Genomic DNA, 17,768 nt, shown 5'->3' with positions numbered 1-17,768 from the left:
CCTTTCATGCGCCATAAATCACTAGCCGCGGCGACGCATGCACGGTTATCCTCGCAAAACGACCTCGGCTGAACGCTCAGGAGAACGCTCGCCATGCCCGATACCATCGACGTTCTTATCGCCGGCGCGGGACCTGTCGGTCTCCTCCTTGCAACCGAACTGCGCCGCGACGGCATCGACGCACGAGTGATCGACGCGCGCGCCAACCGCGCGTTCTTCGTAAAGGCGCTGGGCGTGACCGCGCGCACGCTCGAAGTCTTCGACGATCTGGGCGTCGCACGTGAAGCCATCGATGCGGGTGTCTGGCTCACTGGCGCCGATACTTTTAAAGACGGCACGCTAGCCTTCAGCGTCGAAGTGCCGCGCGAGGGCCTGCCTTATGGCGCACTCTCACTCGCGCAATATGAAACCGAGCGCATTCTGGAAGCGGCATTCGCGCGTATGGGCGGGCACGTGCACTACGGGACAACCCTCGTCGATTTCGACGATACCGGCGACAGCGTCCTCGCTCGCATGCAAGACGCCGACGGCACCATGCGTGAAATCCGCTGCCGGTGGCTGGTCGGTTGCGACGGCGCACGCAGCACCGTGCGGCATCATCTGAACGTACCGTTCGAAGGCGGGCAGTATCCGCAGACGTTCATGCTCGCCGATCTCGATGTCGACTGGCACGTTCAGCGCGGACCGATGCTGCGTTTCAACCTGTCCGCAGTGGAAGGCGTTCGTGGTGCGACGACGATTGCCGCGCTACCGGTGCGCGGTTCGGCCCGCCGTTATCGCCTCTCCATGATCCTCGGCGACGACGATGCCGCGCGCCTCGTCAATGAAACCGCGCCCGCGTTCGCCGACGTAGAACGCATCATGCTGCCGTTACTTCCGCCGGGAACGAGGCTTTCGTCGATGCGGTGGTCGTCCGTGTACCGCGTGAGTCATCGCATTGCGCAAAAGTACACGAGCGGACGCGTGTTCCTTGCGGGCGATGCCGCGCACATTCATCCGCCCGTTGGTGGCCAGGGCATGAATACAGGCTTGCAGGATGCGCACAATCTCGCGTGGAAACTCGCGCTCGTGGCGCGCGGTATCGCGAACGAAGCACTGTTGTCGAGCTACGAAGCCGAACGTCGGCCGGTCGGACTGGATGTGGTCGAAGCAACGAGCCGCGCCTTGAACACCGTGCTCGTGCATGGCGAAGTGCGGCCCGCGATGCGCGAAACACAGTTGCTCGTCGGATATCGCGGCAGTGCAATCGTGGCGGATGCAAACGACGAGATCAACGCGCAGATTGCGCCCGGCCTACCCGCGCCTGGGGATCGCGTACCGGAATGCGGCGGGCTCGCTGAAGCGTTCGTCGGGCATGCCGTGCGCCTGCGCGACCATATCGGTCGCGGGCGGCATACGCTCATCGGGTATCTGGATCGCGACATTAACGGCGACTCACGCGAATCGTTCGACGCAGCGTTTCAAGCGTGGCGCGATATGCTGGGTGACGCAGGCAATGCGGTGCTGATTACGGCGGGAAACTCGCCTGAATGCAGCGAGATGTACGCCGTACTCGCAGATGCGGCGGGTGAATTCGCGGCTTTTTTGGGCGCGCGCAGCGGCATGATCTGGGCCCTGCGTCCAGATGGTCATATCGGTTTCAGAGGCGCTAGCGCGACGACGCTTGAATCATTGCTCACTACAATGTTCGGAAGCCCGCAGCGCGCGTGAATTCGCCTCCGCAAACGTTTTACAGTGCCGAGGACAGCTTCCAAAGGCACCGCGTCGAGCCATCGACTCAATGCAAGAACATTCGGTAAAGCGTCATCTGGGCAAAAGCCGCTTATAGCCGCTATGCTGCCAATGCAAACAATGCGCATTTAACTCCACCTGATGACTACTACTTCGATCAAAAGACGATCTCGCAAGTTAGCTGCCTGGACGATTGCTGGCGCTGCCCTTGCGGGCACGGTCACAAGCGCACAAGCTCAGGAATTTTCGGTGCTCGCCGGGCCGCTCAAGAGCAGCAGCCAGAACAGCTATTCATGGGAAGCGAACTATCGGGAAGGCCTTGGACGCTATGCGGCCTGGAGTTTTTCGTGGCTCAACGAAGGCCACATTCCCGATCATCATCGCGATGGTCAGGCCGTGCAGTTGTGGGGCCGTTTGCCGCTCTGGAACAACCGGCTCGAACTTTCCGCGGGCGCCGGTCCCTACCGTTACTTCGATACGAGCCAAGCGGAAGCCGGCAGCGGCTATTCGAATTCGCACGGTTGGGGCGGCATGTTCACGTTGCGCGCCGCGTACTACTTCGATAACCGGTGGATCGCGGAGATGAAGCTCAACCGCGTGCAGGCGTTCGGCGGTCCGGACACGACCGCGCTTCTGTTCGGTATCGGCTACCAGCTCGACGCGCCGGATGGTCGCGGTCCGCGCGCCTACGCGCCGTCGCGCAGCACGAACGTTACCAGCAACGAAGTTACGGTCATGCTCGGGCGCACGATCCTCAACAGTCTGGACTCGGAATCGAATCTCTCGGAGAGCGTTGAGTACAGGCGCGGACTGTGGCATTACGTCGACTTCACCGCGTCGTATCTTCACGAAGGCGGTCACGTGCAGTCGCGTCGCGATGGCATTGCGGCACAGCTTTGGGCCACGCGCGCATTCTTCAACGACAGACTCACGCTCGGCGTGGGCGCGGGTCCTTATCTGTCGATCACGCAGAACGACGATTTGCCGCAAAACCGCACGGGCGATGGCCGTTTCGCGGGAGTGGTGTCGGCATCCGCGAGTTATCGGTTTTCCGACCGATGGCTTGCGCGTCTGACATGGAATCGCATGGTCACGCGTTATGACCGCGATTCGGACATCATCGAAGCGGGTATCGGCGTGCGCTTCTGACATGGCGCAAACGCAGGGCGGGCGGGTCCGGCGATTGCGGCGCTGCTCCCGTTATTCGCAAGTGGACCTGTCCCCATGCCTGAAATGCGCTCCCGTGTTCTCCTAGTCTCGCCACATCTCGACGACGCCGTCTTCGGTTGCGGCGCCCTGCTCGCTGCATCCAACGAGACTATCGTCTGCAATGTCTTCACCGGCAGCCCCGAAGAAGATTTGACGACGGACTGGGACCAGCATTGCGGTTTCAGTAGCGCTCACGAAGCGATGCGCACACGCATCGACGAGGACGAGCGGGCGCTCGGATTGCTAAGTGCGCGTTCAAAAAATCTCGGCTTTCTCGATTCGCAATATGTGCCGCATGCGCCGGAGTCGGCAAAACCGACGCGCGCGGCGATTCGCGATGCCCTGCTGCATGTCGTGCGCGAATATCGCCCTGATCTTCTGCTGATTCCACTCGGCCTATTCCATTCGGACCATGCGCTCACGCACTTTGCCGCTTGCGATGCATGGCTCGAACATCCCGCGCTCGCCTGCATCGGCTATGAGGAAGGGTTATATCGGCGAATGCGCGGTCTGGTGCAGCGGCGTCTCGTCGATCTGCACGGCATCGGCATCGATGCAACGCCTTATGAAGCCGCCACGACGAATCCCGCGGATGCCGAACGCGCGCGTGCAGCGAAGAGGAACGCCGTGCAGGCTTACACGAGCCAACTGAAGGCCTTCGGCCCCGGCGGATATGACGACGTTTTTCTTCCTGAGCGCTACTGGACGCTCGAACGTAGCGAGGATGGCCGATGAGCGCGCACGACGTCTCGTCCGTACGCCTTAGCGTTGTCGTCCTTACCTATAATCGTGCCGATGTCGTACTGCGCACGATCGCAAAACTTGCCGCCCTGCCCGATCCCGTTCGTATCGTGGTGGTCGACAATGCCTCCTCCGATAATACGGCCCGCCGTATTGCAGAAAAATTTCCCTCGGTCGATCTCGTGATTGCGTCCAAAAACATGGGCGCGGCTGGACGGAATCTCGGCGTGGCGCGTGTGCGGACCGAATACGTTGCCTTCTGCGATGACGACACCTGGTGGCAAGCTGGCTCGCTTTCGCGCGCAGTACAGATACTCGATGCGTCGCCTCGCGTGGCTGTTTTAAGCGCTCGCGTGGTCGTCGGGGATGCCGAATCGACGGACGAAACCTGCGAGCGCATGCGCGTGAGTCCGCTCGGGTCGCATGGGCTGCCGGGGCCCGCGCTGATCGGCTTCATGGCGGGTGCGAGCGTATTCCGCACAAGCGTCTACCGCGAAATGGGCGGATATGAGCCGAAGCTTTTCATTGGCGGCGAAGAGTCGCTTCTAGCACTCGATATTTTGAGCAGCGGCCATGCGCTCGTCTATGCCGATGAGCTCGTGCTGCATCACCATCCATCGGAAATACGCGATAGTGCGCTGCGTAGGCGTCTCCTTGCGCGGAATGAGGCATGGGTCGCATGGTTGCGCCTGCCGCTTGCCGAAGCGCTGCGTTCAAGTCTGAATGCCTTCTTCATCATGCGGCGTGAACGCACGCTCTTACGCGACTCGCTCGCAATGTTGCGCGGTTTGCCGTGGGCGTTGTCGAAACGGCGCGTGGTTGCACGCAGCGTCCTACTGATGCGCGCCGTCGTCCGCGATGACGACCGGCGCCGCTCATCCACTGCAAGCGCGATATAGAAGCGCACCAGCACGGATTCGGCCGTGTGCGAACCCAAAACGAAATTGCTTTCGTCCGACAACGAACAAACGATTCTGCGTATTTCCATTTCAGTGGCACAACGAATGCTCTAACTCCACGACTCCGAAGGACTCGCACGATCAAGCGCGACGAGCCTACTTTGGACCTTCGTGATGGGGACGGGCACAGTGAAGATCGCACTAATCAGTGAACACGCTTCTCCACTCGCAGTGGCGGGCGGCGTCGATAGCGGCGGACAAAACATCTATGTCGCGCACGTAGCGCGGCAACTTGCACGCAGCGGTCATGAAGTTGATGTGTTCACGCGTCGCGATCGTTCTTTACTTCCGCTTGTCTCGCGCTTCGAAGGAATTCGCGTAATCAATGTTCCGGCAGGGCCGCCCGTGCAATTGCCCAAGGAGCAATTACTTCCGTTCATGAACGAATTCGCGCGCTTCATGATCGGGTTCTTCGAGAAAGAGGAAACGCCCTATCACGTGGTCCATGCAAACTTCTTCATGTCCGGACTCGTCGGCATGCGAATCAAGGCTGCGCTCGGCACGCCGCTCGTCACCACGTTCCACGCGCTCGGTCGCGTGCGACGCATTCATCAAGGCGCAGGCGATGGCTTTCCCGACGAGCGCTTCGACATAGAAGATGCGCTCGTTCGCGAGTCGGATTCCGTTATCGCCGAATGTCCGCAAGATGCTGCCGATCTCATCGCGCTATATCAGGCGGAGCGTCAGCGGATCGACCTCGTGCCATGCGGCTTCGACAGCGCGGAGTTTCATCCGATCAACAAGCATGAAGCGCGCGAGCGGCTCGGCTGGCCGCAGGACAAGTTCATTGCATTGCAACTCGGGCGCATGGTGCCGCGCAAGGGGATCGATAATGTCGTGCGCGGGATTGGCGTGTGCAATCGCGAGTTGAACGAAGACGCGCATCTCTACGTGATCGGCGGCAACTCGGATGAGGCCAACGAAATCGCGACACCGGAAATCGGCAGACTGCGCGGAATAGCCCGCGAATGCGGCGTGGAAGACCGCGTCAATTTTCTCGGACGTCATGGACGCCAGCGTTTGAAGGAGTTTTATAACGCGGCGGATGTCTTCGTCACGACGCCCTGGTACGAGCCCTTCGGCATTACCCCGCTCGAGGCCATGGCCTGTGGCACGCCTGTAATCGGCGCGGATGTGGGCGGCATTCGCTACTCGGTCGCTCATCAAGAGACTGGCCTGCTCGTTCCGCCGAAAGACCCGCATGCACTGGCGGCCGCGCTTGCCATGCTCAAGCGCGATCCCGCGCTCGCCGAAAGCATGGGCGCGGCAGGGTTGGAACGTGCGCGCTCGATGTTCACATGGACCGGCGTCGCGCAAGCGCTAGAACGCGTCTATGCGCGCGTGGCGGAAGTGGAATTTTCGAACACCGTGCTCGATGAGCGCAGTGCTTACGGTGGCGCTTCCGCATGAAGCCGACACTCCTTCGCCCTGCCGTGTTTCTGGATAAGGACGGCACCTTGCTCGACGACGTGCCTTACAACGTCGACCCGCTGAAGATGCGTCTTGCACCTGGCGCCGTTAATGCGCTCGCGCTCTTCGCACGCATGGACATACCGGTCGTCGTTATCAGCAATCAAAGCGGCGTGGCGCTTGGCAAGTTCGATGAAGCGGCGCTCGTCGATGTCGAACGCACGCTGCATGAACTTGCGGCGCGCGCAGGCGCGCGACTCGCTGGCGTGTACTTCTGCCCGCATCATCCACAAGGAACGGTGGCGAAATACCGGAAAATATGCGAATGCCGCAAGCCAGCGCCCGGCATGATCGAACACGCGGCGCGTGACCTCGATCTTGATCTTGCACGTAGCTGGTTCGTCGGAGACATACTCGACGATGTCGAAGCGGGTCATCGTGCAGGTTGCCGCGCCGTGCTCATCGACAATGGCAACGAGACGTTATGGCAGCGTGGCCCACTGCGCGAGCCCGACGCCATTGCGAAAGACATGCACGAAGCAGCGCGCGTGATCGAAGCGGCATGGCATGGGGAGCTTGCAGCGTGAAGCGCGAGCGAATCCCTGTCGTAGCCATCGCGCCTCACGCGCGCGCACCGGAGTCGCGTCCGCAAGGCGTCTGGGGCGAGAACGTCAAGCGCATCCTCTGCGTACGTACCGACAATCTCGGCGACGTGCTGATGACGACGCCTGCTCTGCACGCTCTCAAACATGCGTATCCCGGACGGCATCTGAGCTTGCTTGCATCGCGTTCGGGTGCGATGGCCGCGCGCTTCATCGAAGATATCGACGACGTGATCGAGTATGACGCGCCGTGGGTCAAGCATGACACGCCCATCGACGCAAGTCGCGATCTTGCAATGCTCGAACGCATTCGAACGCTCGGCTTCGATGCCGCCGTGATCTTCACGGTCTATAGCCAGAATCCTTTGCCTGCCGCAATGTTTTGTCATCTTGCGGGTATCCCTCGAAGGTTGGCGCATTGCCGCGAGAATCCCTACGGTTTGCTCACCGACTGGGTCGCCGAAACTGAACCGCAGAACGGCACACGTCACGAGGTCGAGCGTCAGCTTGCGTTGGTCGCTCAGGTAGGCGCACGCGCCGATGATAGACGCATGCGCTTCACGGTTCGCGACGGCGATGAGGCATCGCTTGCGCAGAAGCTCGATGCACGTGGTATCGATCTTCATGCGCCATTTTTCATGATGCATCCAGGTGCGACGGCAGCATCGCGTCGTTATCCACCGGAGCGCTTCGCGGAGGTCGCGCAAGCGCTCAACGCGCGCACGGGCTGGCCAGTCGTCGTCACGGGCTCGGCAAGCGAAGCGGAATTGTGTCGCGAGGTAAGCGGCGGTCACGGCGGCATCAGCGATCTGTCGGGCGCACTCGACCTCGGCGAACTGGCCGCTCTCGTGAAGCACGCACGCGTCCTTGTTTCAAACAATAGCGGTCCCGTTCATATTGCCTCTGCGGTCGGCACGCCTGTAGTCGATCTCTATGCACTCACCAATCCGCAACATACGCCATGGCAGACGCCGCATAGCGTGCTCAATCACGATGTGCCGTGCCGATGGTGCTATCGCAGCATCTGTCCCGAAGGACATCATTTGTGCCTTCTCGGCGTGAGCGTAGATGACGTAATCGACGCTGTGATGTCGATTTGCGATGCCCGCGCAGACGCTGCCGCCCCTCTCTCGATCCATCCATAAGGTTCGCTTTCCATGTACACCCTCGGAATCAATGCGGTCTATCACGACAGCGCGGCTGCGCTGATCAAGGACGGTGTCGTCGTTGCGGCAGCGGAAGACGAACGCTTCACGCACGTCAAGCATGCGAAGCGTCCGGTGCCGTTTTCGACATGGCAATTGCCCTTCGACGCCATCGACTATTGCCTCAAAGAGGCTGGTATCGAACTGGCGGATGTCGATCATGTCGCCTATTCATACGACCCGCATCTGCTTTCCGCCATGCCACGGCAGCCTAAAGCGAGCATTGCGTTGCCGTTTATGCCGTCCGAGCATTCGAGCGGCAACCCATCCGAATCGCCTTGGGACCCGCTTTTTTTAAGCTATATCGTCAATGCGCGCGGTCAATTGGTGGATGGCGCGCCGCATCATCTGAAGAAGCGTTTCGCAAGCGGCGGACGCGCGCCGCGGTTCGACTGGCATTACGTCGATCATCATCTGTCGCATGAAGCGAGCGCGTTTCTCGCTGCGCCCTTCGAAGATACCGCCGTGCTTACCATGGACGGACGCGGTGAAGGCGTAACAACGAGTCTCGGGCAATTCGTCAACGGACAGTACGAGCGCGCCAAACAGGTGGAACTGCCGCATTCGCTCGGGCTGCTGTATGAGACCGTCACCGACTATCTGGGCTTTCTGCATTCCTCGGACGAGTACAAGGTCATGGCGCTGGCTTCGTTCGGCAAGCCGGCTTACGTGGACCAGTTTCGCGAGATCGTGAAATATCGGCATGACGGCACTTATACCGTCGATGCCCCGCGCCTGGAAGAACGCTTCGGTCGGCGTCGTGAACGCGGCGGTCCGCTCGATCAGCATCATTACGATATCGCGCACTCGTTGCAAGTCGTGCTCGAAGACACGGCGCTCGAATTGGCAAAGTGGTTGCACGAGCGAACTGGTTTATCGAAGCTCGCGATGGCAGGCGGCGTGGCGCTCAATTGCGTGATGAACGCGCGTCTGCGCGACCGTGGCCCGTTCGAAGAGATCTGGGTGCAACCTGCGGCTGGCGATGCCGGTACCGCGCTGGGCGCGGCGCTTTGGACGGACTATCGCGAACGAGAGAAGCAAGGCGATCGCAGCCGCAAATGGCGCATGGATCACGCATATCTCGGCCCGCGTTATGACGACAACGAAGTCGAACAGTTTCTCAAGTGGGCCAAGGCGCCGTATCGGAAGCTCGATAACGTCGTGGGCGAAACAGCCGACCTGCTCGCGCGAAATCGCGTGATCGGTTGGTATCAGGGCCGCACGGAATTCGGACCGCGCGCACTCGGCGCACGTTCGATACTTGCATCGCCGATCGATCCGTCCATGCAAGCGAAGCTCAACGAGATCAAGGATCGTGAAGACTTCCGTCCTGTTGCGCCGGTGGTCATGGAAGAACATGCGGTCGACTGGTTCGTCGATGCATGCGTGGCGCCTTTCATGCTCTTCGTCTTCGACGTGCGCGAAGAGATGAAGCCGAAGATTCCGGCCGTGACGCATATCGATGGCACGGCGCGCGTACAGACCGTGAACCGCTCGCAACATCCGCTCTATTACGATCTGCTCGCCGCATTCAAGGCACGCACGGGCGTACCGGTGCTCGTCAACACGTCGTTCAACACGCGTGGCGAACCGATGGTCAACTCGCCGCGCGATGCGCTGGAATCTTTCTGGACGTCGCCGCTGGACGCGCTCGTCATCGGTTCTTTCTTGATCGAAAAACCTGGAGCACACGCATGAGCACGGTTTCCGGCGGCTTTACCTTCGATGGCGCCGACGCTTTCGAAAGGAGCGAGAGCGCGGTAACGCCATCATCGTTTGCGTACGACGTGAGCGTGGTCGTGCCGACTTATCGTCGTCCCGACATGCTCGAACGATGCTTGCGCGCGGTGATGGCGCAGGACATGCGCGCATCGCGTTACGAGATCATCGTCTGCGACGACGGTCCCGATGATGCCACGCGCGCCAAGGTCATGGCGCTTGCGCGCGAATGCGAGACAACCGAGCAGCGCGGTCCGCGTATTCGCTATGTTCCCGTCACCGCGACGCAAGGGCCTGCGGGTGCTCGCAACGCGGGATGGCGTGCGGCGCAGTCACGTTTCATCGCATTCACCGATGACGACACTATCCCCGATGCGCAGTGGCTAAGTGCGGGCGTCGCCGCGCTCGATGCCGGCGCGGATGCGGTGTCGGGACGCATCGTCGTGCCGCTTCCCGCGCGGCCGACCGACTACGAACAGGACGCGGCAGGTCTTTCAAGCGCAGAGTTCGCAACGGCCAATACCTTCGTCAAGCGCTCCGCGATGGACCGTATAGGCGGATTCGATGCGCGTTTTACATCTGCGTGGCGCGAAGATTCGGATCTGCAATTCCAGCTCCTGCGCAGCGGCGCGCATATCGTCCGTTCGCACGATGCGATGGTGTTGCACCCCGTGCGCCCCGCACGTTGGGGCGTGAGCTTGTCGCAACAGAAGAAGAGTCAGTTCGATGCGTTGCTTTACAAGAAGCATCCTGCGCTGTTCAGAACGCGCATACGCAGCACGCCGCCCGTGTTGTATTACATGATCCTCGCGGTGGTCGTGGCGGCCATCGTCGCTTACGCACTGCGTTTCGACTCGCTCGCCATTGCCTGCGTAATTGCATGGCTCGCCATGAGCGGTTGGTTCTGTGTAAAGCGCCTGATGAAGACAGCGCTTACGCCATCGCACGTACTCGAAATGGCGTGGACGTCGCTATGGATTCCGTTTCTCTCGATCTACTGGCGGCTATACGGCGCCTTCAAATTTCGCGTGGTGTTCGTATGATCGAACGCATCGCTATTTTCAGGGCTTTGCAGCTTGGCGATATGCTCTGCTGCGTCCCCGCGTTGCGCGCGTTACGAGCTGCTCATCCGCGTGCGCATCTCGTGCTGATAGGGCTACCGTGGGCAAGCAGTTTCGTGACGCGCTATCGTCCGCTGATCGATGAACTCGTTCCCTTTCCCGGCGCTGTCGGTTTTCCCGAGCAGGAAGAAAGCGATGCGGGTCTGCCGTCATTCTGGAGCGCGATGCAGGAGCGCCGCTTCGATCTTGCGATTCAGCTGCATGGCAGCGGCGGTGTAGCGAACGATATCGTCGAACGAATGGGCGCGCATTTGAACGCCGGCTATCTGAAGCCTGATGAAGCGATGCGCGAAGGCGTCTTCATTCCCTGGCCCGATACGCTACCCGAGATAGCACGCTATAACGCGCTGATGGATGCGCTCGGTATCGATGCAAGCCATACCGATCTCGACATCCCATTGAGCGACGAAGACATCCGAGAGTGCGCCGGGTTGCTCGATGCTTATGAACTCGATTCCACGCGACTCGTGCTCGTGCATGCGGGTTCGCAACTGCCTTCACGCCGCTGGCCCGCCGAACGCTTTGCGCAAATGGCTTTATCGCTTGCCCATGCGGGTTGGCAGATCGCATTGACTGGCAGCGCGGGAGAAGCGCCGATCACGTCGCATATAGCGCGGGCATTGGAAGGCTGCGATGCAATCGACCTGACCGGAAAGACATCGCTAGGCGGCCTCGCCGCGCTCGTAGCCAAGGCGCAACTCGTTGTCTGCAACGACACCGGCATATCGCATATCGCGGCGGCAATGCGCACGAAAAGCGTCGTCATCGCGTCAGGTAGCGACACGCGCCGCTGGGCGCCGCTCGACCATGAACGTCATCGCGTGCTGGCGGATTATCCCTCCTGTCGTCCCTGCTCGTTTCGCGACTGTCCGTATGGGCATCCATGCGCGCTGAATATTAGCGTTGCACAGGTACTGGATGTCGCACATGCGCAGCTGCTCGAACCTCGATTCCATATGGCCCCGATCCATGCTCACTGCTGATAACCGACGCCTGCGTGTTCTGACATGGCACGTGCACGGCAACTACATGTACTACTTGAGTCAGGCTAAGCACGACTTCTATCTCGTCACGAAGCCCGGCCATCCTCCGGGCTACGCGGGCAAGGTCGGCGTCTTGCCGTGGGGCGACAATGTCCACGAAGTGCCTTATGACGAAGTGGCTTCGCAAGATTTCGATGTCGTGCTCTTTCAGCATCGCACGCATTGGGACGACGACCGCTTGAATCTCTTGAGCAATGCACAACGCCGCTTGCCGCGCGTCTATATCGAGCATGATCCGCCGCAGGAAAATGCCTTCGAACAACGGCATTGGGTGCAAGACCGCGACACGCTGCTCGTGCATGTGACCCACTTCAACCGCCTCATGTGGGACAGCGGCGAGACGCCGACGCAGGTGATCGAACATGGTGTCGTGGTGCCCGACAGCGTGCGCTATAGCGGCGAGAAAGAACGCGGCATTGTCATCATCAATCATCTGAAGCAGCGTGGACGCAGGCTCGGTCACGATGTATTCGCCGAAGCCGCGCGGCGTGTGCCACTCGACCTAGTCGGCATGGATGCTCACGCAGCGGGAGGACTCGGCGAGATCGGCAATCTCGATCTCGCGTCTTTCAGCGCGCAATACCGTTTCTTTTTCAATCCGATTCGCTGGACGAGCCTCGGTCTCGCAATCGTCGAGGCGATGACGATAGGCATGCCTATTGTCGGCCTCGCGACGACCGAGCTTGCAATCGTCATTCGCAACGGCGAGAGCGGCTTCATCCATACCGATACGGACCAGTTGATCGATGCCATGCAACACCTTCTACGCGATCCCGCCGAGGCGCGCCGGCTCGGTGAAGGTGCACGCAAGGTGGCGTTGGAACGCTTTCATATCGATCGCTTCGCAGCCGAGTGGGAAGCCACGCTGCGTCACGTCTGCAGCTAAATATCATTTTAGAGAACAGCCATGAAGGAAGCCTTTCGCAAGCGCATTCTGGTCACGGGAGGTGCGGGGTTTCTCGGCTCGCATCTATGCGAACGCCTGCTCGCTCAAGGACACGATGTCTTGTGCGTCGACAATTTTTATACCGGCACGAAGGACAACATCGCGCATCTACTGGACAGCGCGAATTTCGAACTGATGCGCCACGACGTGACGTTTCCGCTCTATGTGGAAGTGGACCAGATCTATAACCTCGCATGCCCCGCTTCGCCCATTCATTACCAGTACGATCCCGTTCAAACCACGAAGACGAGCGTGCATGGCGCGATCAACATGTTGGGTCTCGCCAAGCGTGTGAAGGCGCGCATCTTTCAGGCATCGACGAGTGAAGTGTACGGTGACGCACGCGTGCATCCGCAACAAGAAGCTTATTGGGGCAATGTAAATCCTATCGGTCCGCGTTCTTGCTATGACGAAGGCAAGCGTTGCGCCGAAACGCTCTTCATGGACTATCGGCGGCAGCATGGCCTCAACATCAAGATCGCGAGAATCTTCAATACGTATGGGCCGCGCATGCATCCCGCCGATGGCCGCGTGGTGTCCAACTTCATGATGCAGGCGCTCGCCAACGAGCCGATCACCGTTTATGGCGAAGGCACGCAGACGCGCTCCTTCTGTTATGTCGACGATATGGTCGACGCCTTCATCCGCCTCATGAACACGCCCGATGACGTCACGGGTCCAGTCAATCTAGGCAACCCGCACGAACTTTCGATGCTGGACATTGCTAAACGCATCATCGCGTTGACGGGTTCGAGTTCCGAGATCGTGTTTCATCCATTGCCGATGGATGATCCGTGGCATCGTCAACCGGATATCACGCAGGCGCGCACGCTGCTCGACTGGCAACCCGTGACGGAACTCGATGAAGGCTTGCAGCGTACGGCGCGGTACTTCCGCCAGATCACCGAGGCGCAACGCACGATGGCGACGTTGGCCAGTTAAATGCGAGGTAGGACGAAGGCCGCTTTCAGAGAATCGAAGGCGGCCTTCTCGTTGAAGACAAGCGAAACGCAGGTCTTGCCTGCTTTACGGATGGGCTAATGCATCATCCCTTCTGGTTGCCATGTGGAACCGGTGCACTGATAACGATGCTCACGTTCGTCGACGCAGACGAACTACTCGACGCCTTCGCGCTGCCACCGGCCACCGACGCGTAAGCCAAGGCATCGCGCTTGATGTATTCCATTTGAAACTCCCTTCGGTTAAACAAGTAAATGAACGTGGCCCGCAAGTGAGCCGATCCACCCCTTCCGCGAGGTCGGGGAGCGCACATCTTCACGTCGATCGCATTACTACTGGTAGTACATGGTCATTGTCATTGTCGTGTTGGCCGGACCGGGGGATAACGGACCTGTCCGGTAATAACGTGCGGTCATTGCGACGGTGTAACTCGAAGCGACTGCTCCGTTGAAACCATTCAAGGTAAGGTTCGTTCCAAGCGGAATTGCCGCACCGGCGCTGTCGAATAGCTGAATCCCGACGCCTCCTGCCGAAGGCGTGCCACTTAGAGCTGCAACATTGCTAAAGCCCGACACCGTCCCATTCGCCGGATCGATCCGGTATTGAACACTATGGATCATGCCCGCCGTAGTGCCCTCCACGGACGTGCCTGCGGGACAGTTGTCAAAGCTCATATTGAAAGATGCCGACTTGCGCGGTGCGGGTCCCAACGCCGGCAGGTCCGTCAGCGCTAGTGTGCCCATTGGCACCGTTACATCGGGTGTGCGGCATGTCAGAACGGTGATGATCACCGGCGTCATGTTGAAGTCGATCGAACCCGAAGCCGCGTTGTATCCAGGAGGACTTTTCCCGGCGGTCTCCCACGAGAACGCCCTCGCGATCAATCCGGAAACTGTACCCGGGTTAACGTCACCGATCTTCACGAGGGCCGCTATGAGCTGGCCGCCATTGTCCACCGGGCTACCGACATTGTTTCTCTCGTATCCTAGAACCGGAAAGTCCCACGGGCCGTATTGCGTTTTAGCGGCATAGACTGTTCCTCCAAGTGCGATCCCGATGCCAGGCACATTAGTCGCATAGACCGAAAATTCGACGCCATTGTAGGAGGCTTTATAGCGGGTTGGCGCACCGGCGACGATACCTGCCAGCTCGAAATCGGTGCCGGTGTACCAGCCATCGGACACAGTGCAGGTCCAATAGTTTGGAGTGGCGGCAGACACGGACCATGCACTCAGAAGCGATCCGTCGGGCAGGTCGCGCGCCACGGCTATCGTAGACGGAAAAGAAAGCGTGAATGCGCTGTAGTTGGAATGGCAAGACGCACTGGCCCATGCGGCGGAAGGAATCAATCCGGCCAGCATAAGCCAGGCCGCTGCATGCCGTGCAACGGCACGGACGATTGTGTTTAAACGGTTCATCGAAGTTATGATCTCAAGTGATCTGTCGAGGATCATCGGCAGACTCCATCAGCTATGCTAAGTGAATTAGGCGTGCTGGCCAGCGGCATTTTTGGCAACGCGTAGCGAACCACGCAACGCTGCTCGGGAGCGTCTCCCCATTTGACATTGAGCGTTCCCTCATCGCTCTTGAGTCCGGTGGCAATGATGCGGCTGCCCTGCGCCACGGTGCCCACGGTGTCGTCCTTGCCATCCGAAACTTGCGCGCCGAACGGAAGCGGCTTGCCGCTTGCCTGAAGAACATGCATCAGGGCGGGCTTGCCCATGTTCTCAGTGTCGAACTCGAGTTTCACCACGGCGCCCGCAGTCGGCGTAGCGCGTTGTACGGTCGACTTGAGTTGCACGTTGAGCGGTAGCCCTTTGGGATCGATCTCGACCTCGTTGTCGGAATAAGGCTGCACGCCGGAGACGATGGCGTGTCCCCATGGATCGACACGAAGACCTGCGCCATTCGCGAGCCTTGCGCCCGCCGCGTCTTTCGCTTCGATGACGGCGACGGTGTCGCTCATGTTTGGCGCGAATGCCGCGCCGCCTTGCCAGGCCACCACGCCACCGGAAATGCCCGCGCCGTATTGCGAGTAGTCGCGTCCCTTGCTTGCATTGACCGACAGCGAGGAAAATGGCGATACATAGCCTAGATTTCCACCCACGCTGGCGGTATTGCCGCTCGTTCGATCGCCATCGCTGAACGACGCATTCACGCCATATGAAAGCGCGCTGTCCGAGCCAAGCGTGCCCGTCACCGATTCCTGTAGGCTGGAGTTGCCGTTGCCGGTGTCGTGCTGAAAGCTGGTCGACGACTGAGGAGCGTGCGAGCCCCAACCGAGCGGCACCATCGCCGTTAACATGAAGCGGTTATCCCATCGCTTGTTGTCCACCTGGTATTGACGGATGACCGACGCGCCGTAGGTCAGGCGCTTCCAGCTATTGTTGTAGCCGAGCTGAAACTGCGTATCGCGCGATGTCCGGTTCCAGTATGTCGTGAGCGAGCCCACCGCGTAGATGGCGCCAAAGCGTCCGCTATCGCCTAGTCCTTGATTCAGCGTGAACTGCAAGCGCGACTTTTGAGGAGCGGACATCGAACCGAGCTGATGATCGCTGATCAGTTGACGCGTCGTGGCCGCATCTGGCAGGCTCAGAAAACCGCCAGTCGAATATCGATAGGCCGCGATTGCAATGTTGGTGTTGGTCGGCTCGAACATTCGGGCATAGCTTAGGCGAGCGCTCGTCCCATTCCGTGTTCCGAAGCCCTTGAAGCTCGCGCTCGATTCCGTCACGTCGAACCCGAATGCGCCGAATTTTGTATTGAGCGCCACGCCGGCGAGCGCGGAGAAATACATGTCCGCACCGGTGATACCGCCATACAGCGTCACACGGTTACTCATGCCGCGCTGAACCGTGAACTGAGATACGAACGGATGAATTCTCACGGCCGGATCGCGATACTCGCCAACTGCCGCGCTATAGCGTGTTACCCCTGGGCGCAGCGCGTTGACAGCAGCGGCATATGGAATCGAGGAAACGTGGGTCGTACCGTCCGCCTCCGTAACGAGTACCTCCAGATTTCCACCATAGCCCGTGGGGTAGAGATCGTCGATTTCGAACGCACCGGGCGCGACCGTCGTCTCGTAGATCACATTGCCGTTCTGGCGAATCTGCACTTTCGCATTGCTGCTTGCAATGCCACGAACCACCGGCGCATAGCCGCGCTGTGACTCGGGAACCATCCGGTCATCCGTGCCTAGCGTCACGCCTCGCACGCCGTAGCTGTCGAACAGCGCGCCGTCGGTGAAAGTGTCGCCTGCAATGAATTGGCTCTTGATGTCCTTGAACGCGCGCTGCACGTAGGTCTGCACGCTTTGATAATGCTGGCCGCCGAGATTCCCGCGCGTAAGGTTTCCCTGATAGCGAAAGCGCCACGGTCCGGCGTTGAGACCGGCGTTGACGCCGAGGTATTGCGTATTGGTTCGGGCGCTTCCCGACTCGCTGTGATAGGCGTTTGCGGAATATTGAAGCAATGCGGCTGGCACGCCATCATCCCAATACTTCGGATCGACATAGCCACGCGCACGTTTGAGCATAACGATCTGCGGCACGCTTACATCGAGTCGCTGTTCACCGCTGTCGAACGTTGCAGTCGCGTTCTGTATCAAGTCGGGAAGTTCGAGGCATTCCCCGCTGTCGTTCTCTAGCCTTGCGGATGCCTCGGACGAGAGCTTCCTCAAGTCCACGCCGGACTTTTCGAGCCATCCGGTCGTGACGCACGGATGCACTGTCCCGGTCCCGGGCGTGGATTCGCGTAGCTCGATATCGAGCTTGCCTTTCCAGACATCGTTCACGTAGAGGTCGGAGCGATAGGTGCCAGGCAATACGCGCTGTCCCTGGTTGAAGCGAGAGATGTCGACTTTCCCGCCGTCGCCCGTGTCGAGAAATTGCTCGTTGAATTCGACCGCTGCAACTTGCGCGGATGCATCCCACGCATGAGCGCTTACACCAATCGCCGCCAATGCCTGTATCGTACAGACACTTATTGGCTTGAGCCTGGGTTGAGGCTCATTGCTTTTATGTTTTCTTGCTTTCATTACGGATTCCGAAATTCCATCTCAAAGGCAAGCCTTACGCATGAGACCTGGCCTGCATCAACGCGTCCTGTCTGTATGATTGG

General features: G+C 59.8%; 15 protein-coding genes. 12 read left to right on the top strand and 3 right to left on the bottom strand.

Going from position 1 to position 17,768, the window contains the following annotated elements; genetic code table 11:
- Nucleotides 1-93 precede the first annotated feature (93 nt).
- The 12 genes from P9250_RS12095 to P9250_RS12040 all read left to right on the top strand — a co-directional run bounded on the left by P9250_RS12095 (nt 94) and on the right by P9250_RS12040 (nt 13,628).
- Nucleotides 94-1,710 (top strand): FAD-dependent monooxygenase, encoded by a 1,617-nt coding sequence (locus tag P9250_RS12095; protein ID WP_310393226.1) that lies wholly within the window; start codon nt 94-96, stop codon nt 1,708-1,710.
- A 162-nt stretch (nt 1,711-1,872) separates the two neighbouring features.
- Nucleotides 1,873-2,880, top strand: coding sequence for a hypothetical protein (locus tag P9250_RS12090; protein ID WP_310393224.1), 1,008 nt, complete (start codon nt 1,873-1,875; stop codon nt 2,878-2,880).
- 75 nt (nt 2,881-2,955) lie between these two features.
- Nucleotides 2,956-3,675: a PIG-L family deacetylase gene (locus tag P9250_RS12085; protein WP_310393222.1), complete on the top strand. Its 720-nt coding sequence runs from the start codon at nt 2,956-2,958 to the stop codon at nt 3,673-3,675.
- Nucleotides 3,672-4,580, top strand: a complete 909-nt coding sequence (locus P9250_RS12080) for a glycosyltransferase (protein WP_310393221.1) — start codon at nt 3,672-3,674, stop codon at nt 4,578-4,580. The genes P9250_RS12085 and P9250_RS12080 overlap by 4 nt, the downstream gene beginning before the upstream one ends.
- 189 nt (nt 4,581-4,769) lie before the next feature.
- Entirely contained in the window at nt 4,770-6,050 is a 1,281-nt protein-coding gene (locus tag P9250_RS12075) for a glycosyltransferase family 1 protein (protein ID WP_310393219.1), read from the top strand.
- Nucleotides 6,047-6,637: an HAD-IIIA family hydrolase gene (locus P9250_RS12070; protein ID WP_310393217.1), complete on the top strand. Its 591-nt coding sequence runs from the start codon at nt 6,047-6,049 to the stop codon at nt 6,635-6,637. The genes P9250_RS12075 and P9250_RS12070 overlap by 4 nt, the downstream gene beginning before the upstream one ends.
- On the top strand, nt 6,613-7,797 hold the full coding sequence (gene waaF, locus P9250_RS12065; RefSeq protein WP_310393215.1) for a lipopolysaccharide heptosyltransferase II: 1,185 nt from the start codon (nt 6,613-6,615) through the stop codon (nt 7,795-7,797). Before P9250_RS12070 ends, waaF begins: the two co-directional genes overlap by 25 nt.
- Before the next feature lie 12 nt (nt 7,798-7,809).
- Nucleotides 7,810-9,555 carry a carbamoyltransferase C-terminal domain-containing protein gene (locus P9250_RS12060; protein WP_310393213.1) on the top strand — a complete coding sequence of 582 codons (1,746 nt, stop codon included), beginning with the start codon at nt 7,810-7,812 and terminating at the stop codon, nt 9,553-9,555.
- Complete coding sequence (locus P9250_RS12055) at nt 9,552-10,619, top strand: glycosyltransferase (protein WP_310393211.1); 1,068 nt, start codon at nt 9,552-9,554, stop codon at nt 10,617-10,619. The genes P9250_RS12060 and P9250_RS12055 overlap by 4 nt, the downstream gene beginning before the upstream one ends.
- Nucleotides 10,616-11,680, top strand: a complete 1,065-nt coding sequence (locus P9250_RS12050) for a glycosyltransferase family 9 protein (protein ID WP_310393210.1) — start codon at nt 10,616-10,618, stop codon at nt 11,678-11,680. The genes P9250_RS12055 and P9250_RS12050 overlap by 4 nt, the downstream gene beginning before the upstream one ends.
- Nucleotides 11,667-12,626 (top strand): glycosyltransferase family 4 protein, encoded by a 960-nt coding sequence (locus tag P9250_RS12045; protein ID WP_310393208.1) that lies wholly within the window; start codon nt 11,667-11,669, stop codon nt 12,624-12,626. Before P9250_RS12050 ends, P9250_RS12045 begins: the two co-directional genes overlap by 14 nt.
- A gap of 21 nt (nt 12,627-12,647) precedes the next feature.
- Nucleotides 12,648-13,628, top strand: a complete 981-nt coding sequence (locus P9250_RS12040) for an SDR family oxidoreductase (RefSeq protein WP_309849839.1) — start codon at nt 12,648-12,650, stop codon at nt 13,626-13,628.
- 103 nt (nt 13,629-13,731) lie between these two features.
- Here the strand turns inward: P9250_RS12040 and P9250_RS12035 are convergent, their stop codons facing one another.
- The 3 genes from P9250_RS12035 to P9250_RS12025 all read right to left on the bottom strand — a co-directional run bounded on the left by P9250_RS12035 (nt 13,732) and on the right by P9250_RS12025 (nt 17,610).
- A complete protein-coding gene (locus P9250_RS12035) occupies nt 13,732-13,872 on the bottom strand; it encodes a hypothetical protein (RefSeq protein ID WP_250466940.1) in 141 nt (46 codons plus the stop codon).
- Between the two features lie 106 nt (nt 13,873-13,978).
- Nucleotides 13,979-15,100, bottom strand: a complete 1,122-nt coding sequence (locus P9250_RS12030; RefSeq protein WP_310393205.1) for a fimbrial protein — start codon at nt 15,098-15,100, stop codon at nt 13,979-13,981.
- The gene (locus tag P9250_RS12025) at nt 15,097-17,610 is read right to left on the bottom strand and encodes a fimbria/pilus outer membrane usher protein (protein ID WP_310393203.1); all 2,514 of its coding nucleotides are present in this window, start codon (nt 17,608-17,610) and stop codon (nt 15,097-15,099) included. Before P9250_RS12025 ends, P9250_RS12030 begins: the two co-directional genes overlap by 4 nt.
- Between the last annotated feature and the right edge of the window lie 158 nt (nt 17,611-17,768).

The sequence above is a fragment of the Caballeronia sp. LP006 genome, from assembly GCF_031450995.1.
Lineage (GTDB): Bacteria > Pseudomonadota > Gammaproteobacteria > Burkholderiales > Burkholderiaceae > Caballeronia.
This window is presented reverse-complemented; position numbering and strand designations above follow the sequence as displayed.